Source organism: Bradyrhizobium sp. 1, from assembly GCF_023073315.1.
GTDB lineage: Bacteria > Pseudomonadota > Alphaproteobacteria > Rhizobiales > Xanthobacteraceae > Bradyrhizobium.
In genome coordinates, this window is sequence record NZ_JADPJH010000010.1 from 278,228 (window position 1) to 296,096 (window position 17,869).

The following is a 17,869-nucleotide window of genomic DNA, read 5'->3' on the forward strand; positions in this document are numbered from 1 at the left end:
CTCAGGTGTTCATCGAGTCGAAGAACTCCGAATTGCTCTTGGTCGAGCGCAGCTTGTCGAGCAGGAAGTCAATTCCATCCATCGTCCCCATCGGGTTCAGGATGCGGCGGAGCACGTACATCTTTTTCAGGACCAGCGGATCGGTGATGAGCTCCTCCTTGCGGGTGCCGGAGCGCGAGATGTCGATCGCCGGGAAGGTCCGCTTGTCAGAGACCTTGCGGTCCAGGATCAGTTCGGAGTTACCGGTGCCCTTGAACTCTTCGAAGATGACTTCGTCCATGCGGCTGCCGGTATCGACCAGTGCGGTCGCAATGATGGTCAGCGAGCCACCCTCCTCGATGTTACGGGCGGCACCGAAGAACCGCTTCGGCCGCTGCAACGCATTGGCGTCGACACCGCCGGTCAGCACCTTGCCGGACGACGGCACCACGGTGTTGTAGGCACGACCGAGGCGCGTGATCGAATCGAGCAGAATGACGACGTCGCGGCCATGCTCGACCAGACGCTTGGCCTTCTCGATCACCATCTCGGCGACCTGGACGTGACGCACCGCCGGCTCGTCGAAGGTCGAGGACACGACCTCGCCCTTCACCGAGCGCTGCATGTCCGTGACTTCTTCCGGCCGCTCGTCGATCAGAAGCACGATCAGATAGCATTCGGGATGATTGTGCGCGATCGAGTGCGCGATGTTCTGCATCAGCACGGTTTTACCCGTACGCGGCGGCGCCACGATCAGCGCGCGCTGGCCCTTGCCGATCGGCGCGACGATGTCGATCACTCTTGCAGACAGGTCTTTCCGGGTCGGATCGTCGATTTCCATGCGGAAACGCTGGTTCGGAAACAGCGGCGTGAGGTTGTCGAAATTGACCTTGTGCTTGGCCTTTTCCGGGTCCTCGAAATTGAGCGTATTGACCTTCAGCAGCGCGAAATAGCGCTCGCCCTCTTTCGGGCTGCGAATGTGGCCCTCGATCGTGTCGCCGGTGCGCAGGCCGAAACGGCGGATCTGCGAAGGCGAAACGTAGATGTCATCCGGGCCCGGCAGGTAATTCGCGTCTGGCGAGCGGAGGAAGCCGAAACCGTCGGAGAGCACCTCGACGACGCCTTCGCCGACGATGTCAGTCTCGGCCAGCGCCAGCTGCTTGAGGATGGCGAACAGCAGTTCCTGCTTGCGCATCGTGCTGGCGTTCTCGACCCCGTGCTCTTCCGCGAACGAGACGAGCTCGGCCGGGGTTTTCGACTTGAGGTCCTGGAGTTTGATTTCCCGCATTGGGGTGGTCCTGTGGGGTAACCTAAGGGAGGGGGTGCGAGGAGGCTCTGAAATGCGGACGTGAGAAAGATTAGGTCCGCAGGTCTGGCAAGGTGAGTGCCGGTGAGGCTTCAAACCTGATGGGGTGTCCGGCCTCTGGAAAGCTCAGACACAACCACATCCGCCTGCGTTGGGTGGGATAAGCTCAATATAGAAAATCGCTTCCCACTCCGCAAGCCGAAGCGCTGAGCGATCGTTCACGATCCCTGCCTAGAACGGCTTCACGATCACCATGATGACGATCAAAATCATCAGGACGGTCGGCACCTCATTGATAATCCGATAGAATTTCTGGCTCCGCGGGCGCCGGTCAGCGGCAAAGTCCTTCACCCAGCGGGAAAAAAAGCCGTGGACCGCGGACATCGCCAGGACCAGTGCCAGTTTTACGTGCAGCCAGCCGAACGAGAACCAGTGACCGGACCAGGCGAGATACAGCCCGGCGAGCCAGGTGACCATCATGGCGGGGTTGATGATCGCCTTGAGCAGCCGGCGTTCCATGACCTTGAACGTTTCCGACTGCTTCGAGCCGATCTCGGCTTCGCAGTGATAAACGAACAACCGCGGCAGATAGAGCATGCCCGCCATCCAGGAGATGACCGCGATCACATGCAGCGCCTTGATCCAGAGATAGACGTCTTCGAACATGTCCTGCGCCCGGATTTCCTCCAGCGATAAGGAACTGGGGATAGTAAGAACTCGTTAAGCTCTCTCGGCGCACACATATCCATCTGGAGCGCCCTTCTCCAATAAGAATCTTAGATTCTTAAGGTTTGAGTCTTAGTGACAGTGAATTGGACTCACACAATTCTGTCCGCGCGTTCGCGCACGCTTGTTCACATCCATCAACATATCCCTGACAGCTCCGGCGGCTTTCAATAAGTCAGCCAGCGTCAAAGGCTTGCGCGTTTCTGTCGGCAGCTTATCAAGGGAGTTGTCCGCGCAATCCCATTTCCCTCTCGGAGGCGCGCCAAACTTGTTCCGATGGGCAGTGGTGTGAAGAAAATCGGCACTTGTCCCGCCCCTGCTGTCGCGCATCCCTTTCCGAGGGGTTAAGGTCCACAGAAATCCACAGACCACACCGACTCCATACAAAGGGTTTTTGTGCCGACCTCGAACAATTATTTCCATCTCCATCTGGTCTCCGACTCCACCGGCGAGACGCTGATCACGGTCGCACGCGCCGTCGCGGCACAGTACGCCAATGTCACCCCGGTCGAGCATGTCTATCCGCTGGTGCGTAGCCAGAAGCAGCTCGACCGCGTGCTCGACGAGATCGAGGAGGCGCCGGGAATCGTGCTGTTCACATTGCTGGAGAAGGATCTGGTCTCCCGGCTCGAGGACAAGTGCAAGGGCATCAACGTTCCGAGCCTCTCGATCATCGGTCCGGTGATGCAGTTGTTCGAGGCCTATCTCGGCGCTGCGACCACGGGTCGCGTCGGCGCCCAGCACGTCCTCAATGCGGAATATTTCAAGCGCATCGACGCACTGAACTACACGATGATCCATGACGACGGTCAGCATGTCGAAGGTCTCGATGATGCCGATGTGGTGTTAGTCGGCGTGTCCCGCACCTCCAAGACTCCGACGTCGATCTATCTCGCCAATCGCGGCATCCGCACCGCCAACGTGCCACTGGTTCCCGGCATTCCCGTGCCGGCGCAATTGGAAACGCTGACGCGGCCGCTGGTGGTGAGCCTGCATGCGACGCCTGAACGCCTGATCCAGGTCCGGCAGAACCGTCTGCTCTCGATGGGCGCCGATTCCAGCAGCGACTCCTACACCGACAAGCAGTTGGTCGCCGAGGAGGTCGCGTTTGCGCGCAAGCTGAGCGCCAAGCACGACTGGCCGCTGCTGGACGTCACGCGTCGCTCAATCGAGGAAACCGCGGCGGCGATCATGAAGCTCTACAGCGATCGCCAGCGCAACCGGCCTTCTGAATAGTTTTTGGGAATAGATTCGCGATGGGTTTGTGGCGCGGAAAATCTCCGTTGATTCTGGCGTCGCAAAGCAGCGCACGAAAAATGCTGCTGGCCAATGCCGGGCTCGAGTTCGAGGCTGTTACGGCAGACATCGACGAGCGCGGCATTCAGGCTGCGTCAAAACTGTCGAATCCACGTGAGATCGGGTTGCTGCTGGCGCGCGAGAAGGCGAAGGCGGTCTCAGCCAATCGTCCCGGAAGCCATGTGATCGGTGCCGACCAGACGCTGGCTCTCGGCGAACGTCTCTTCAACAAGCCCGCCGGCCGCGCGCAGGCGCTGGCACAGCTGCGGGATCTCGCCGGAAACAGCCATGAGCTGAATTCCGCTGTGGCCGTCGCACACGACGGCAGGATTGTCTTCGAGGATGTCTCGGTGGCCCGCATGACCATGCGGGAGATGACCGAGGCCGGGCTTTCAGCCTATCTCGATGCCGCCGGCGATGCCGTCACAACAAGTGTCGGCGCCTATCAGCTTGAAGGTCTCGGCATTCACCTGTTCGAGCGTATCGAGGGCGATCATTTCACCATTCTCGGCCTGCCGCTGCTGCCGCTGCTTGCGTTCCTGCGGAGCGAGCAGCTAATTGCGGTGTAGACGATGAATATGGCTGGGCGCTGATGCGGATCCTGGGACTGACCGGCTCGATCGGGATGGGCAAATCCACCACCGCAAAATTGTTCGCGGAGGCCGGCGTCCCCGTCTACGACGCGGATGCCGCCGTCCATCAGCTCTACGAGGGCGAGGCCGCTCCCGCGATTGAAGCCGCCTTCCCCGGCACCACCGTGAACGGCAAGGTCGACCGGCCAAAATTGTCGGCGCGTGTGGTGCACGATGCCGCCGCGATCAAGCAGCTCGAGCAGATCGTTCACCCCATGCTCGGCGCTTCCCGGCAGAAATTCTTTGCCGACGCAGAGGCAGCAAAGGCGCCGGTCGTCGTGCTGGACATCCCACTCTTGTTCGAGACGGGCGGCGAAAAACGGGTCGATGCGGTGGTCGTGGTCTCGACCTCGCCCGAGGTTCAGCGTCAGCGCGTGCTGGCGCGGGGCACGATGGACGAAGCAAAACTCGACGCCATCATCGCCAAGCAGACGCCCGACGCCGAGAAGCGTAAGCGGGCCGATTTCGTAGTGGATACGTCACACGGACTTGAACCCGTGCGCGCCCAAATCACGCACATTCTGGCCGAGGTCGTTAAGATGCCGCAGCGGCGGGCCTGATTCGCCGCGCTTCGGCTTCTTGCACAGCGTCCCAAAATCATGCGCGAAATCGTTCTCGATACAGAAACCACCGGCCTCGATCCCCTCCGCGGCGATCGCCTGGTCGAAATCGGCTGTGTCGAGATGTTGAACCGGATGCCGACCGGGCAGACGTATCACGTCTATATCAATCCCGAGAGGGACATGCCGGCGGAAGCGTTCGCAGTGCATGGGCTGTCAGCCGAATTCCTGTCGACCAAGCCGCTGTTCCACGAGGTCGTCGATGCGTTTCTGGAATTCATCGGTGATGCGCCGCTGGTGATCCACAACGCCTCGTTCGATATCGGCTTCATCAATGCCGAGCTCGACAAGATCAAGCGCGTGGCGATCCCGCGCGAGCGGCTGGTCGATACGCTGCTGCTGGCGCGGCGCAAACATCCGGGTGTGTCGAACCGGCTCGACGATCTCTGCTCGCGCTATTCGATCGACAACTCACGCCGCACCAAGCACGGCGCGCTGCTCGACGCTGAGCTCCTGGCCGAGGTCTATGTTGATCTGGTCGGGGCGCGGCAGTCTCAGCTGCTTCTCGCCTCGGAAGGCGAGAACATTCGCGTCAATGTCGCTGGCGATGCGCCGCGGCGGCAGCGGACGGTGCCGCTCGCGCCGCGGGTTTCCGATACCGAGCGCGAGGCCCACCGGGCCTTCGTCGCAACGCTCGGCGATAAGGCGATCTGGAACGAGTTTTTGCCCGCTCCAGCCGCCCCTCCGGCTGGTTAGGCCTGTTAGTTAGGCTTGTTAGTTAGGCTTGTTAGTTAGGCTTGTTAGTTAGGCTTGGCCGCTGGTCGGCTGAGCGGCCATTTGCCGCTCCATGTTCTGACGATAGAGACCGACGAAGTCGACCGGATCCAACATCAGGGGCGGGAACCCGCCGTCGCGGACAGCGGTCGCGATGATCTCACGGGCGAACGGGAATAGCAGGCGCGGGCATTCGATCATGACCAGCGGATGCATATTCTCCTTCGGCACGTTGGCGATCCGGAACACGCCGGCATAGGCGAGCTCGAACGAGAACATGATCTTGCCTGCGGTCTCGGCCTTGCCCTCGACCGACAGCGTCACCTCGAACTCGGTATCGCTGAGGTTATTGGCGCTGACATTGATCTGGATATTGATCTGGGGCGGCTGGCCCTGCTGCTGGAGCGAGGTCGGCGCGTTCGGGTTTTCGAACGAGAGGTCCTTGGTGTACTGCGCCAGCACGTTGAGCTGGGGAGCCTGGGCCGCCTCGGGAGGGGTGCCGTTACCGTTGGTCATAGAAGTGTCTCCTTACCCGATTGGGGCTGAATTTCGCGGCGGTTGGCTAACATAGGGCCGCCTCGTTCCACAAGGACGAACGGTCCCGGACGGGGGATCCAGACCGTGCCCACAACTGTGACGTTCAAGGTGGTCTTTCGACGAAATTGCGCCTTAAACGCTTGAAGATGCGCGATTTCCGGCCACGATCGGGTTTCCCCTTAAGCATAAAACGCGCTACAATCGGCGCTGTGCCAAAAGGCGCCATTGGCCGGGCAAGATTTCGTGCCTACATCCCACGGACCAGACGGGCGGACCTAAATTGGTGATGTAGACTTGCCGTTCCCGTATGGAACGGTCTACTGGCCGGATTGATTTTCCCGGCGACGACCCCTTCTAGTCGGCCCCTTCTCGAGTAGACCAGAAAGCGAATACGACGTGGACATCTACACCATCATCTTCCTGGCGCTGGCGGTCTTCATCTTTCTGAGGCTGCGCAGCGTGCTGGGGCAGCGCACGGGCAACGAGCGGCCGCCGTTCGACCATACCGCTGCCCGCAACGCGCTGGGGGGTGCCCAGGACAAGAACGTCGTGACCATGCCGGGCAAGGTGATCGACCAGGCCCCGCTGGCGCCCGCGGCCGAGCCGGCTCCGCCCTCCGATCGTTGGAAGGGCCTGGCCGAGCCGGGCACTGCGCTGGCGCAGGGGCTCGACGCCATCGTCGAGAAAGATTCCGCCTTCGACCCCCGCCATTTCATCTCCGGCGCCCGCGGCGCCTATGAGATGATCGTGCTGGCCTTTGCCAATGGCGACCGCCGCGCGCTGCGCGAGTTGCTGTCGTCGGAGGTCTATGACAGCTTCGACTCCGTCATCAAGGACCGCGAGAAGAACGAGCAGAAGACCGAGACGCGCTTCGTCTCGATCGACAAGGCCGAGCTCGCCGGCGCCGAGCTGCGCGACCGCACGGCCCAGCTCACCATCCGTTTCGTCTCGCAAATGATCTCGGCCACCCGCGACAAGGCCGGCAACATCGTCGACGGCAGCGCCGATACGGTCGCCGACATCACTGACATCTGGACTTTCGCCCGCGACATCACCTCTCGCGATCCGAACTGGAAGCTGGTTGGCACCGGAAGCGCGAATTAAGGCATTCCTGAAGAACAGCGCGACGGCGCTTTGCGCGGGTGTCGTCGTGCTGTCGTCGTTTTCACTCGGCGCCGAGGCTGCGCGGCGCCACTATCGCAGCCATCACCATCATCTCCCGGAATTGCCTGCGCCGCCGCCGCGGGCGTTGCCCTATCCGCAGCTCCCCCTGCCGTTCGAAATCCCAGGTGCGCAATATCTTCCGCTGGCCTGGGCAGATGTGAAGGGCTGGAGCGATGACGACCATCTCGCCGCGTACAAGACCTTTCGCGCGAGCTGCCGCACAATCAATGCACAGACCGGAGCAGCCGAGCCAAAGGCACTTGCCGGCTCGCTGAGCGAACCCTGCCGGGCCGCCAAGTCGCTCGAACTCACCGACGACGCCAAGGCAAAAACCTTCTTCGAGGAGAATTTTGCAGCCCTGCGCATCTCCCGCCTCGGCGAGCCCGACGGCTTCGTCACCGGCTATTACGAGCCGGTGCTGGAGGGATCGCGCACGCAGACCGACGTGTTCAATGTGCCGGTCTATCGCCGCCCGTCGAACCTGTTCGTGCGCGGCTACAAGCAGGATTCGGTCAGCCTGCCCAACAAGGGTCCGGTCTACCGCAAGATCGGTCGCCGCAAGCTGGTGCCCTATTACGACCGCGGCGAGATCGAGGACGGCAAGATCGCCGGCCGCGGGCTCGAGATCGCCTGGCTGAAGGACCCGACCGATTTGCTGTTCGCCCAGATCCAGGGCTCGGCACGAATCAAGTTCGACGACGGCGGCACCGTCCGGCTGAACTACGACGCCTATAACGGCTATCCCTACACGGCCGTCGGGCGCATCCTGATCGAGCGCGGCATCATTCCGAAGGAAGAGATGTCGATGCAGAAGATCAGGGAGTGGATGGCGCAGACCCCTGACGGTGCCAGGGAGCTGCGCCGTCAGAACCGCTCCTACATCTTCTTCCGCGAGGTCAACCTCTCCGACAAGGAGGAGGCGGTGGGCGCGCAGGGCATTCCGCTGACCGCAGGCCGCTCGATCGCGGTCGACAAGGCGCTGCATGTCTACGGCACGCCTTTCTTCATCGAGGGCGAGCTGCCGATCGATTCTGAACGATCGAAGACGCCGTTCCATCGGCTGATGATCGCGCAGGACACCGGCTCGGCCATCATCGGCCCCGCGCGCGCCGATCTCTATTTCGGCGCCGGCGCGGATGCCGGCCGCGTCTCAGGCCGGCTGCGCCATCCCATGCATTTTGTCATGCTGGTGCCGAAGGGCCTCGATCCCAGCGTGCGTGGCGCGAAGCTGCCGGTGCCGGACCCCCGGCCCTCAATGAAAATCGCAAAGCTGTTTCCGCAGACTGATCTGGCCAAAGATCAGGCCAAGCCGGCGGCTCCGGCCGCAGCCGTGGCACAAGGTAAAAATGATACGGTCGCTGTCGCCAATCCCGTCCCGTTGCCGGTGCCGCGTCCCGTGATCGAGCCGGTTCAAGAGCCGCGGCGGCCGGCGAAGAATCGTCCCCACCGGCAGCAATGAAGCGATCGTCCCGTCCGCCCGTGCTGGAGCCTCGTCCCTCGCCGCGCCGCCGCGCGTTGAGCGAGGAAGAGCGCGAGCTGTGGGACACGGTCGCAAAGCAGGTCAAGCCGTTGAGGAAGCATCGCGCGGCAAAGGCGCATGCCCCGCCGCGCGCTGAGCCCTCATCTGCGGCGCCGGCTGCGCGGCCCCCGCCATCGCCGCGACCGATCGCCGCTGCGCCGGCGCCGCGCGTGACAAAACCGGCGATGCCGCCTCTGGCGCCGCTCGGCAAGCGCGAGCGCACAAAACTATCGCGCGGCCGCAGCGAGATCGAGGCGCGGCTCGACCTGCACGGCATGACCCAGATGCGCGCCCACCGCGCGCTGACCGGTTTCCTGAACCGTGCCCATCATGACGGCCTGACCTTTGTGCTCGTCATCACCGGCAAGGGCCGCAGCGGCGGCGAAAGCGGCGTGCTGCGTCGCCAGGTGCCGGAATGGCTGAGCCTGCCGGAATTCCGCGCTTTTGTGGTTGGCTTTGAGGAAGCGGGTATCGGCCATGGCGGCGAGGGCGCGCTTTACGTGCGGATCAGGCGGGCGCGGTTTTAGAACGGCCGCACGATTCCGACGCGCGGGATCAGCGTTAAGATCAGGCCGAAGATGTTGGTTGTGCGATCCTCCGCCGGAATCAGCGGCGTTTCATTCCTGGCCGGCAGCATCTTCACCGCGTGCAGGATCACGAACATGCAGACCGCCCAGTTCGAGATCCAGCGCGAATAGTCGAACACCATGGCGAACATCACGAGGTAGGCGAGGCTGATTCCGATCAGCGCCGCGATGACGAGCCGGCGGTGCATATCGCTCGCGAGCGCGCCGATCAGGTTCGCGAAGAAGCGCCACAGCGGCGTGTGCAGCCAGATCAGCAGCGCAAATACGGGCACGCCGAGGATGTTGTGCGGCAGGCGGCCCCAGGTGTCCGAAATCTCCTTCGCCAGCGGCTGGTACCAGATATAGGCGAATTGCAGCAGATCGGTCCGCGAGGGATCGGCCATCCGGTTCTTCAGATAGGCGACGAAATCCGCTTCGGGAATCGGCATCGTTCCCAAAAACTGCGCGGCGAAGAACAGCGCGGAGACGAGGGCGAGGGCGATAATGCCGAACGCGACATTGCTGCGATGATGGCCGAACGCGAGATAGTGCCTGATCACGACGATGGTGATGATCGTCGGCACATACATCAGCAGATGGATGTGGTGGATCAGGACGAGAATGATCGAGAACAGCGCGGCCAAAGCTACGAACAGCAATGAGCCCGCCGGCATCAGCAGCAGGATGAGCGCCAGCGCGCAGCCATAGATGTCGAAATGGCCGAGCGTGTGCATGAAGTTCTTCAGGAAGAACGGCGAGCCCGCGATGAAGACGAACAGCGGCAGCGTTTTCGCGGTGAAGCCGAACGTCTTCTGAAACAGTCTCGCATACAGCCCAAGCGTCACCAGCCACGTCACCCCGCCGAGCGCGAACACCAGCCAGACCGGCACCTTGTCCGTGAACAACGCGACGATCGCCCCGATCAGCGCGCGCTTGATGAAGCCGAAATGGTAATCGACGAGGAGGTGGATGTAGGGGACGTAAGGCGGCAGCTGGATCTTGTGGACGAACACGCCGGCGATCACCGCCGCGTTGATCGCGAGCAGGAGACGCCAGGGGTTTTGCAGGATGCGCGCGGTCACGCCGCATCCATAGCGCGGCCGCCCGGAATTACAAAATAAACCGGCTCAGATCCGCGTTCTTGGCGAGGTCGCCGACATGCTTCTGCACGAAATCGGCATCGACCCTGACGGTCTCGCCGCTGCGGTCGGGGGCGGTGAAGGAGATCTCGTCCAGCACCCGCTCCATCACGGTCTGGAGCCGGCGCGCGCCGATGTTCTCGACGGTGGAATTGACGGCCACCGCGACGTCGGCCAGCGCGTCGATGGCATCGGGCGTGATATCGAGCGTGACGCCCTCGGTCTGCATCAGGGCGACGTACTGCTTGATCAGCGAGGCCTCGGGCTCGGTCAGGATGCGACGCATGTCGTCGCGGGTCAGGGCCTGCAACTCGACGCGGATCGGCAGGCGGCCTTGCAATTCCGGCAACAGATCGGACGGCTTTGCGACGTGGAATGCGCCCGAGGCGATGAACAGGATGTGGTCGGTCTTCACCGCGCCGTGCTTGGTCGAGACCGTGGTGCCCTCGATCAGCGGCAGCAGATCGCGCTGCACGCCCTCGCGCGAGACGTCGCCGCCGACGCGGCCGTCGCGGGCGCAGATCTTATCGATCTCGTCGAGGAACACGATACCGTTGTTCTCGACTGCGCTGATTGCCTCCAGCGTGAGCTGCTCGGTGTCCAGCAGCTTGTCGGATTCCTCGTTGATGAGGATCTCGTGCGAGCTCTCGACCGTCAGTCGTCGTGTCTTGCTGCGGCCGCCGAGCTTGCCAAAAATATCGCCGATCGAGATCGCGCCCATCTGCGCGCCCGGCATGCCCGGGATCTCGAACATCGGCATGCCGCTGCTGGAGCCTTGCGTCTCGACCTCGATTTCCTTGTCGTTGAGCTCGCCGGCGCGAAGCTTCTTGCGGAACGATTCCCGCGTCGCCGCGCTGGCATTGGCGCCGACCAGTGCGTCGAGCACGCGCTCCTCGGCGGCGAGCTGCGCGCGCGCCTGCACGTCCTTGCGCTTCTTCTCGCGTACCTGGGCGATGGCAACCTCGACGAGGTCGCGCACGATCTGCTCGACGTCGCGGCCGACATAGCCGACCTCGGTGAATTTTGTGGCTTCCACCTTCAGGAACGGCGCGTTCGCGAGTTTTGCCAATCGCCGCGCGATTTCCGTTTTGCCGACGCCGGTGGGGCCGATCATCAAGATGTTCTTCGGCAGCACCTCCTCACGCAAGGAGCCTTCGAGCTGCTGCCGCCGCCAGCGGTTGCGCAGCGCGATCGAGACGGCGCGTTTGGCGTCGGCCTGGCCGACGATGAAACGATCGAGTTCGGAAACGATTTCGCGGGGGGAGAAGTCTGTCATGTCTGCTTAGCTAGGGCGGGAGGCGGTCAAGGACAAGCCGCATTTTGGGTCAGATGATGGGCGGCCCCGATTGCCATTGTTTCACGGCCTCGATCGGATGGATCAGCATCAATATGTTGAGCGTCAGATTGTCGCGAATGTGGAGCGCCAGCATGATCTCGAAGGCGAGCCCGAGCAGGACGGTGGCCCAGACCGGCAGCACGCGCGCGGCGAGGAACCCCAGTATCATGGACAGATTGTCAGAGACCGAATTGACGATGCTGTCGCCGAAATAATCCAGTGAGATCGTGCCGGCGCGGTAGCGCTCGATGATGAACGGCGAGTTCTCGACGATCTCCCAGGCGCCTTCGATCAGCATCGCGATGATCAATCGCGCCGGCCAGGCGAGACGCAGGAACGGCAAGCGCGCGAACAGCAGCCAGGTCAGGCCGTAGAACAGAAAACCGTGCAGGATGTGCGAGAAGGTGTACCAGTCGGCGATGTGCTGGGAGTTCTCCGAGCTGTTCACCACGCCATGCCAGAGCTTGACGTAGCCGCAGGTGCAGATCGGCACGCGCCCCATCGCGAACAGGATCGAGGCCTGTAGCGCCAGCAGCAACAATGCGATGCCGGCCCAGTAGGCTGGGGCGATGGTCGTCCTGGGGTTCTCGGGCGCGAGTGTCATGCCCAACCGGCGGTGCGCTCCCTCGCCCGCTTGCGGGAGAGGGTTGGGGAGAGGGTGTTTCCGCTCGCGAGAGCCCCCAAGAGGCGAGAGCCCTCACCCGCGCCTCCGGCGCGACCTCTCCCGCAAGCGGGCGAGGTTACAGCCAGTCCGGAGCTACGCTGTTCATTCACAGATGGATCCCTTAGCCGGCCGCCAGGCTTTCGACGGTCAGATTGCGGTTGGTGTAGACGCAGATGTCGGCCGCGATGTCGAGGGAGCGGCGGACGATGGTCTCGGCGTCCTTGTCGGTGTCGAGCAGGGCGCGGGCCGCGGCCAGCGCGTAATTGCCGCCGGAGCCGATCGCCATCACGCCCGACTCGGGCTCGAGCACGTCGCCGGTGCCGGTCAGCACCAAGGAGACGTCCTTGTCGGCCACGATCATCATGGCCTCCAGCCGCCGCAGATAGCGGTCGGTGCGCCAGTCCTTGGCCAGCTCGACGGCTGCCCGGGTCAATTGCCCCGGATATTGCTCGAGCTTGGATTCCAGCCGCTCAAACAGCGTGAAAGCGTCAGCCGTGGCGCCGGCAAAGCCGCCGATCACGTCGCCCTTGCCGAGTTTCCGGACCTTTTTGGCGTTGGACTTGATCACGGTCTGGCCGATCGAGACCTGGCCGTCGCCGCCGACCACCACCTTGCCGCCCTTGCGGACGGTCAAAATCGTGGTGCCGTGCCAGCCCGGCGAGCTGTTTTGGGAGTCCTGCATGAAGTACCTCTTTGTCCGGCCTGATTTAGGCGGTCGGGAGCGGGGGCACAACGGCCCGCTCCGGGCCCAATTTCGCTCACCATAGGCAGAAGTAGAGGCCCCGCCAGCCGTTCCCGCAGTAGCGAAGGCGTCATTTGGCTGTTAAAAGACCGGCGTTTTCGGCCCAAACCATAGCGAAAGCCTTCAATGCGCACCGCAACGATCAAGCGCAAGACCAAGGAAACCGACATCGAGGTCACCGTGAACCTCGATGGCACCGGCGTGGCCAATATCGCGACCGGCATCGGCTTTTTCGACCATATGCTCGATCTTCTCGCCCGCCATTCCCGCATCGACCTCACGGTCAAGGCGGTGGGCGATCTGCACATTGATCATCACCATACCACCGAAGACACCGGCATCGCGCTCGGCCAGGCGGTCAAGCAGGCGCTCGGCAACATGGCGGGCATCACCCGCTATGCCGGCGTGCACATGCCCATGGACGAGACCTTGTCGCGCGTGGTCATCGACATTTCGGGCCGCCCGTTCCTGGTGTTCAAGGCCGACTTCCCCCGCGACAAGATCGGCGAGTTCGATACCGAGCTGGTGCGCGAGTGGTTCCAGGCCTTCGCCATGAATGCCGGCGTGACTCTCCACGTCGAGACCCTATATGGCGATAACAGCCACCATATCGCCGAGTCCTGCTTCAAGGGCCTGGCGCGGGCGCTGCGCACCGCGGTCGCGATCGATCCGAAGACGGCGGGAGAAATCCCGTCCACCAAGGGCTCGCTCGGCGGCTGACGTCTCGGGCTGGCGGCAAACGCTGCTGGCGGCATCACTGAACTCCTAGGAACGGGGCATCACCATGCCTGTCTACACAGTTCATGCTCCCTCCCCTGCCGGAGCCGATCTGCGCGCGACCGACAAGTTCGTGTTCGTGCGCGACGGCTTCCATTTCTGGGCGATGATTTTCGGCCCGATCTGGCTGCTGTGGTATCGGCTCTGGCTGGTGCTGATCGGCTGGGTGATTTTTGTGGCCGCATTCAACGCCGGGCTGTCGAGCCTCGGCGTCGGACGCAGCTCGATATTCTTCGCCGATATCATCGTCGCGCTCTTGATGGGGTTCGAGGCCTCGAGCCTGCGCCGCTGGACCTTGTCGCGCGGAAAATGGCGGCAGCTTGATATCGTCGTGGCCGATGACGAGGACACCGCCGAGCGCCGCTTCTTCGAGCGCTGGAGCCAGAAGCAGCGCGGCATCGTCAATGATCAATGGGCCGTCGATCGCGGCGGCCCGCCGCCGACCCGCGGTGTGCCGGGTCAGCAATTCTCCAATCCGCCGCCAATTCCGGCCGGCGGGATCATTGGATTATTTCCAGAACCGGGAGGGTCAAGATGAGCGTCGCCATCGTCGATTACGGTTCCGGGAATCTGCATTCCGCCGCGAAAGCCTTCGAGCGCGCCGCGCGCAGCCTGGAGAACCCGCAAAAGGTCTTCGTCACCAGCGATCCCGACCAGGCTTACGGCGCCGATCGTCTGGTGCTGCCTGGTGTCGGCGCCTTCGCCGATTGCCGGCGCGGGCTCGATGCCGTCAACGGCATGGTCGAGGCGATCACCGAGGCGGTGCGCGTCAAGGCGCGGCCCTTCTTCGGCATCTGCGTCGGCATGCAGCTGATGGCGAGCCGCGGCAAGGAGCACGTCACGACCGAGGGCTTGAACTGGATCGGCGGCGACGTCGAAAAGATCACGCCGCGCGACGAGAGCCTGAAGATCCCGCACATGGGCTGGAATACGCTCGAGGTGCTGCGCGAGCATCCGGTGCTGGAGAGGCTGCCGCTCGGCCCCAAGGGCCAGCACGCCTATTTCGTGCACTCCTACCACCTCAACGCCGCCAACGAAGCGGACGTGCTCGCACGCGCCGATTACGGCGGGCCTGTCACCGCGATCGTCGCGAAGGACACCGCCATCGGCACGCAATTCCACCCCGAGAAGAGCCAGCGCTTTGGCCTCGCCCTGATCTCGAACTTTTTGCGATGGAAACCGTGATTCTCTTTCCGGCGATCGACCTCAAGAACGGGCAGTGCGTGCGCCTCGAGCAAGGCGACATGGCACGCGCGACTGTGTTCAACCTCAATCCCGCAGCCCAGGCCGAGAGCTTTGTCGAGCAGGGTTTTGAATATCTCCACGTCGTCGATCTCGACGGTGCCTTTGCCGGCAAGCCGGTGAATGCGCAGGCGGTCGAGGCGATGCTGAAGACGATCAACATCCCGGTGCAGCTCGGTGGTGGCATTCGCGATCTCGCGACCGTCGAAGCCTGGCTCGCCAAGGGTATCACCCGCGTCATCATTGGCACCGCCGCGGTGCGCGATCCTGAATTGGTGAAGGCCGCGGCGAAAAAATTCCCCGGCCGCGTCGCTGTCGGCCTCGATGCCCGTGACGGCAAGGTCGCGGTCGAAGGCTGGGCCGAGACCTCGCAGGTCACGGTGCTGGAGATCGCGCAGCGTTTCGAGGATGCCGGCGTTGCCGCCATCATCTTCACCGACATCGCGCGCGACGGCCTGCTCAAGGGCCTGAACCTCGACGCGACGATTGCGCTTGCGGATGCCATCTCGATCCCGGTGATCGCCTCCGGTGGGCTCGCGTCCATCGAGGACGTCAAGGCGATGTTGACGCCGCGCGCCAGCAAGCTCGCCGGCGCCATCGCCGGCCGCGCACTCTATGATGGCCGGCTTGATCCGAGCGCGGCCCTCACCTTGATCCGCAACGCGCGCGCCTAGGAGAGCAAAAATGTTCAAGGTGCGCGTGATCCCCTGCCTCGACGTCAAGGACGGCCGCGTCGTCAAGGGCGTCAATTTCGTCGACCTCCGTGACGCCGGCGATCCCGTCGAAGCCGCCATCGCCTATGACGCCGCCGGCGCCGACGAGCTGACCTTTCTCGACATCACCGCGACCCATGAGAACCGCGGCATCATGCTGGATGTGGTCCGGCGCACGGCGGAGGCCTGCTTCATGCCTGTCACAGTTGGTGGCGGCGTGCGTGAGGTGAACGACATCAAGACGCTGCTGCGCGCCGGTGCCGACAAGGTCTCGATCAACAGCGCCGCGGTGATGCGGCGCGAGTTCGTCAAGGAAGCCGCCGAGAAATTCGGCGAGCAGTGCGTGGTGGTCGCGATCGACGCCAAGCGGGTCAAGCGCGCGGGCGGCGGCGAGCGCTGGGAGATCTTCACCCATGGCGGCCGCAACTCGACCGGCATCGACGCCATCGAATATGCCCAGGAAGTGGTCTCGCTCGGCGCTGGTGAAATTTTGCTCACCTCGATGGACCGCGACGGCACAAGGCAGGGCTTTGATATCCCGCTGACCCGGGCCATCGCCGACAGCGTTCCCGTTCCCGTGATCGCCTCAGGCGGCGTCGGCAATCTCGACCACCTCGTCGACGGTATCCGCGACGGGCACGCCACCGCCGTGCTGGCCGCCTCGATCTTCCATTTCGGGGAATTCACCATCCGCGAAGCCAAGGAACACATGTCCCGGCGGGGCTTGCCCATGCGCCTGGATGCCTGACGACTCCTGCTCATAAAAATGCTACACAGGCCGTGCGGGGAATGGCCTCCGCGGCAAAGTTTATTGCCGAGTGTGTTTCCGAGTAAGTCCGATGCCGCGTTTCACGATCCACGATCTGGCCGAGACCATCGATGCCCGCGCGGCGGCCGGGGGCGAAGGCTCCTATACCCGCAAGCTCCTGGACAAGGGCGCCGAGCATTGCGCCAAGAAGTTCGGTGAGGAAGCAGTCGAAACCGTAATCGCAGCAGTCGAAAACGATCGCGCGCATCTGATCGCCGAGGGGGCCGATCTGCTCTATCATTTCCTTGTGCTGCTCAAGGCCCGCGGCGTAAAGCTGGAAGAGGTCGAGGCCGCGCTGGACAAGCGGACGAACATGTCAGGGTTGGAAGAGAAGGCGTCGCGCAAAAGCGGCAACTAGCCGAGGTGGAGAAGTCGCGTCATGGATATCCGCGCACCCGAGCAGCAATATAATCCCTACCGCGTCTATACGCGCGAGGAGTGGGCGCGACTTCGCGACGATACGCCGATGACGCTGGAGCCGGGTGAGTTCGACCGGCTGCGTTCGCTGCACGACCGTCTCGACTTGCAGGAGGTCGAGGACATCTACCTGCCACTGTCGCGTCTCTTGTCGATCTATGTCGATGCGATGCAGCGCCTGTATTACGCGGAGCGCCAGTTCCTCAACATCCGCGACCGCAAGGTGCCCTACATCATCGGCGTCGCCGGCTCGGTCGCGGTCGGAAAGTCCACCACGGCCCGCGTGCTCCAGGCGCTGCTGGCGCGCTGGTCGCCGCGCCCGAAGGTCGAGCTGATCACCACGGACGGATTTCTCTATCCCAATGCGGTGCTCGATCGGCAGGGCAGCATGCAGAAGAAGGGCTTTCCCGAGAGCTACGACCTGCCGCTGCTGCTGAGTTTCCTGTCCGACATCAAGGCCGGACGCCGTCACGTGCGCGCGCCGGTCTATTCGCATTTGACCTACGACATCGTGCCGAGCCAGTGGGCCGAAGTCGATCAGCCCGACATCCTGATCGTCGAAGGCGTCAACGTGCTGCAAACCGGCAAGCTGCCGCGCGACGGCAAGGCGGTGCCTGTGGTCTCAGACTTCTTCGATTTCTCGGTCTATATCGACGCCGACGAGGCGGCGCTGCGGCAATGGTACATCCGGCGCTTCCTGTCGCTGCGCGACACCGCGTTCACCAACCCAAAATCCTACTTCAACCGCTATGCGCTGCTGTCGGACGAGGAAGCGACCGCGACCGCAATTGCGATCTGGGAGCGCACCAACCTCGCCAATCTCGAGGACAACATCCTGCCCACCCGCCCCCGTGCGACGCTGATCCTGAAGAAGGGCGCGGACCACAGGGTGGAGAGCGTGGCGCTGCGAAGGCTGTGACCCGTAGTCTCGTAGGGTGGGCAAAGGCGCGCTCTTCGCGCGCCGTGCCCACC

21 protein-coding genes are annotated in these 17,869 nt (G+C 63.1%); 14 read left to right on the forward strand and 7 right to left on the reverse strand.

What is annotated here, in order from left to right; genetic code table 11:
* Nucleotide 1 precedes the first annotated feature (1 nt).
* The gene (gene rho / locus IVB29_RS03945) at nt 2–1,267 is read right to left on the reverse strand and encodes a transcription termination factor Rho (RefSeq protein WP_092027681.1); all 1,266 of its coding nucleotides are present in this window, start codon (nt 1,265–1,267) and stop codon (nt 2–4) included.
* Between the two features lie 249 nt (nt 1,268–1,516).
* A complete protein-coding gene (gene hemJ, locus IVB29_RS03950) occupies nt 1,517–1,951 on the reverse strand; it encodes a protoporphyrinogen oxidase HemJ (protein ID WP_247502077.1) in 435 nt (144 codons plus the stop codon).
* Between the two features lie 456 nt (nt 1,952–2,407).
* Here hemJ and IVB29_RS03955 point away from each other — a divergent pair, with 456 nt between their 5' ends.
* The 4 genes from IVB29_RS03955 to dnaQ are packed head-to-tail and all read left to right on the forward strand — an operon-like array spanning nt 2,408 to nt 5,255.
* A complete protein-coding gene (locus tag IVB29_RS03955; RefSeq protein ID WP_247502078.1) occupies nt 2,408–3,247 on the forward strand; it encodes a pyruvate, water dikinase regulatory protein in 840 nt (279 codons plus the stop codon).
* 20 nt (nt 3,248–3,267) lie between these two features.
* Complete coding sequence (locus IVB29_RS03960) at nt 3,268–3,876, forward strand: Maf family nucleotide pyrophosphatase (RefSeq protein ID WP_247502079.1); 609 nt, start codon at nt 3,268–3,270, stop codon at nt 3,874–3,876.
* Nucleotides 3,877–3,899: 23 nt separating this feature from the next.
* Entirely contained in the window at nt 3,900–4,499 is a 600-nt protein-coding gene (coaE, locus tag IVB29_RS03965) for a dephospho-CoA kinase (RefSeq protein ID WP_247502080.1), read from the forward strand.
* 39 nt (nt 4,500–4,538) lie between these two features.
* Nucleotides 4,539–5,255 carry a DNA polymerase III subunit epsilon gene (dnaQ, locus tag IVB29_RS03970; RefSeq protein ID WP_247502081.1) on the forward strand — a complete coding sequence of 239 codons (717 nt, stop codon included), beginning with the start codon at nt 4,539–4,541 and terminating at the stop codon, nt 5,253–5,255.
* Nucleotides 5,256–5,303: 48 nt separating this feature from the next.
* Here dnaQ and secB read toward each other — a convergent pair whose 3' ends face one another.
* Nucleotides 5,304–5,789: a protein-export chaperone SecB gene (secB, locus tag IVB29_RS03975; RefSeq protein ID WP_247502082.1), complete on the reverse strand. Its 486-nt coding sequence runs from the start codon at nt 5,787–5,789 to the stop codon at nt 5,304–5,306.
* A gap of 417 nt (nt 5,790–6,206) precedes the next feature.
* Between secB and IVB29_RS03980 the strand changes: the two genes are divergently transcribed.
* From IVB29_RS03980 to IVB29_RS03990, 3 genes are read left to right on the forward strand one after another with little or no spacing between them, the layout of a single operon-like run.
* The gene (locus IVB29_RS03980) at nt 6,207–6,914 is read left to right on the forward strand and encodes a Tim44/TimA family putative adaptor protein (protein WP_247502083.1); all 708 of its coding nucleotides are present in this window, start codon (nt 6,207–6,209) and stop codon (nt 6,912–6,914) included.
* Complete coding sequence (locus tag IVB29_RS03985) at nt 6,892–8,433, forward strand: MltA domain-containing protein (RefSeq protein WP_247502084.1); 1,542 nt, start codon at nt 6,892–6,894, stop codon at nt 8,431–8,433. Before IVB29_RS03980 ends, IVB29_RS03985 begins: the two co-directional genes overlap by 23 nt.
* Complete coding sequence (locus tag IVB29_RS03990; protein ID WP_247502085.1) at nt 8,430–9,020, forward strand: Smr/MutS family protein; 591 nt, start codon at nt 8,430–8,432, stop codon at nt 9,018–9,020. The genes IVB29_RS03985 and IVB29_RS03990 overlap by 4 nt, the downstream gene beginning before the upstream one ends.
* On the opposite strand, the gene IVB29_RS03995 is transcribed toward IVB29_RS03990, so the two are convergent.
* The 4 genes from IVB29_RS03995 to hslV form a co-directional block, all read right to left on the reverse strand.
* Complete coding sequence (locus IVB29_RS03995; protein WP_247502086.1) at nt 9,017–10,141, reverse strand: hypothetical protein; 1,125 nt, start codon at nt 10,139–10,141, stop codon at nt 9,017–9,019. The genes IVB29_RS03990 and IVB29_RS03995 overlap by 4 nt on opposite strands.
* Before the next feature lie 28 nt (nt 10,142–10,169).
* Nucleotides 10,170–11,474, reverse strand: a complete 1,305-nt coding sequence (hslU, locus tag IVB29_RS04000) for an ATP-dependent protease ATPase subunit HslU (protein WP_247502087.1) — start codon at nt 11,472–11,474, stop codon at nt 10,170–10,172.
* Nucleotides 11,475–11,523: 49 nt separating this feature from the next.
* On the reverse strand, nt 11,524–12,138 hold the full coding sequence (locus IVB29_RS04005; protein ID WP_247502347.1) for a DUF2585 domain-containing protein: 615 nt from the start codon (nt 12,136–12,138) through the stop codon (nt 11,524–11,526).
* A 181-nt stretch (nt 12,139–12,319) separates the two neighbouring features.
* A complete protein-coding gene (gene hslV / locus IVB29_RS04010) occupies nt 12,320–12,880 on the reverse strand; it encodes an ATP-dependent protease subunit HslV (protein WP_247502088.1) in 561 nt (186 codons plus the stop codon).
* Nucleotides 12,881–13,066: 186 nt separating this feature from the next.
* On the opposite strand from hslV, the gene hisB reads away from it, so the two are divergent.
* The 7 genes from hisB to coaA all read left to right on the forward strand — a co-directional run bounded on the left by hisB (nt 13,067) and on the right by coaA (nt 17,816).
* Nucleotides 13,067–13,660, forward strand: a complete 594-nt coding sequence (hisB, locus tag IVB29_RS04015) for an imidazoleglycerol-phosphate dehydratase HisB (protein WP_234684149.1) — start codon at nt 13,067–13,069, stop codon at nt 13,658–13,660.
* Nucleotides 13,661–13,724: 64 nt separating this feature from the next.
* Nucleotides 13,725–14,255, forward strand: a complete 531-nt coding sequence (locus tag IVB29_RS04020; RefSeq protein WP_247502089.1) for a DUF2628 domain-containing protein — start codon at nt 13,725–13,727, stop codon at nt 14,253–14,255.
* Nucleotides 14,252–14,902 (forward strand): imidazole glycerol phosphate synthase subunit HisH, encoded by a 651-nt coding sequence (hisH, locus tag IVB29_RS04025; protein WP_247502090.1) that lies wholly within the window; start codon nt 14,252–14,254, stop codon nt 14,900–14,902. Before IVB29_RS04020 ends, hisH begins: the two co-directional genes overlap by 4 nt.
* Complete coding sequence (gene hisA / locus IVB29_RS04030) at nt 14,899–15,633, forward strand: 1-(5-phosphoribosyl)-5-[(5-phosphoribosylamino)methylideneamino]imidazole-4-carboxamide isomerase (RefSeq protein WP_247502348.1); 735 nt, start codon at nt 14,899–14,901, stop codon at nt 15,631–15,633. Before hisH ends, hisA begins: the two co-directional genes overlap by 4 nt.
* A 10-nt stretch (nt 15,634–15,643) precedes the next feature.
* The gene (gene hisF / locus IVB29_RS04035; RefSeq protein ID WP_247502091.1) at nt 15,644–16,420 is read left to right on the forward strand and encodes an imidazole glycerol phosphate synthase subunit HisF; all 777 of its coding nucleotides are present in this window, start codon (nt 15,644–15,646) and stop codon (nt 16,418–16,420) included.
* A 91-nt stretch (nt 16,421–16,511) separates the two neighbouring features.
* A complete protein-coding gene (locus IVB29_RS04040; protein WP_247502092.1) occupies nt 16,512–16,838 on the forward strand; it encodes a phosphoribosyl-ATP diphosphatase in 327 nt (108 codons plus the stop codon).
* Between the two features lie 21 nt (nt 16,839–16,859).
* Nucleotides 16,860–17,816, forward strand: a complete 957-nt coding sequence (coaA, locus tag IVB29_RS04045) for a type I pantothenate kinase (protein WP_247502093.1) — start codon at nt 16,860–16,862, stop codon at nt 17,814–17,816.
* The last annotated feature ends 53 nt before the right edge of the window (nt 17,817–17,869 follow it).

Excerpts from the sequence above, each read along its gene's own strand:
- rho (WP_092027681.1), bottom strand. The coding sequence starts at position 1,267 with ATGCGGGAAATCAAACTCCAGGACCTCAAGTCGAAAACCCCGGCCGAG.
- hemJ (WP_247502077.1), bottom strand. The coding sequence starts at position 1,951 with ATGTTCGAAGACGTCTATCTCTGGATCAAGGCGCTGCATGTGATCGCG.
- IVB29_RS03960 (WP_247502079.1), top strand. The coding sequence starts at position 3,268 with ATGGGTTTGTGGCGCGGAAAATCTCCGTTGATTCTGGCGTCGCAAAGC.
- coaE (WP_247502080.1), top strand. The coding sequence starts at position 3,900 with ATGCGGATCCTGGGACTGACCGGCTCGATCGGGATGGGCAAATCCACC.
- dnaQ (WP_247502081.1), top strand. The coding sequence starts at position 4,539 with ATGCGCGAAATCGTTCTCGATACAGAAACCACCGGCCTCGATCCCCTC.
- secB (WP_247502082.1), bottom strand. The coding sequence starts at position 5,789 with ATGACCAACGGTAACGGCACCCCTCCCGAGGCGGCCCAGGCTCCCCAG.
- IVB29_RS03990 (WP_247502085.1), top strand. The coding sequence starts at position 8,430 with ATGAAGCGATCGTCCCGTCCGCCCGTGCTGGAGCCTCGTCCCTCGCCG.
- hslU (WP_247502087.1), bottom strand. The coding sequence starts at position 11,474 with ATGACAGACTTCTCCCCCCGCGAAATCGTTTCCGAACTCGATCGTTTC.
- IVB29_RS04005 (WP_247502347.1), bottom strand. The coding sequence starts at position 12,138 with ATGACACTCGCGCCCGAGAACCCCAGGACGACCATCGCCCCAGCCTAC.
- hslV (WP_247502088.1), bottom strand. The coding sequence starts at position 12,880 with ATGCAGGACTCCCAAAACAGCTCGCCGGGCTGGCACGGCACCACGATT.
- hisB (WP_234684149.1), top strand. The coding sequence starts at position 13,067 with ATGCGCACCGCAACGATCAAGCGCAAGACCAAGGAAACCGACATCGAG.
- IVB29_RS04020 (WP_247502089.1), top strand. The coding sequence starts at position 13,725 with ATGCCTGTCTACACAGTTCATGCTCCCTCCCCTGCCGGAGCCGATCTG.
- hisH (WP_247502090.1), top strand. The coding sequence starts at position 14,252 with ATGAGCGTCGCCATCGTCGATTACGGTTCCGGGAATCTGCATTCCGCC.
- hisF (WP_247502091.1), top strand. The coding sequence starts at position 15,644 with ATGTTCAAGGTGCGCGTGATCCCCTGCCTCGACGTCAAGGACGGCCGC.
- IVB29_RS04040 (WP_247502092.1), top strand. The coding sequence starts at position 16,512 with ATGCCGCGTTTCACGATCCACGATCTGGCCGAGACCATCGATGCCCGC.
- coaA (WP_247502093.1), top strand. The coding sequence starts at position 16,860 with ATGGATATCCGCGCACCCGAGCAGCAATATAATCCCTACCGCGTCTAT.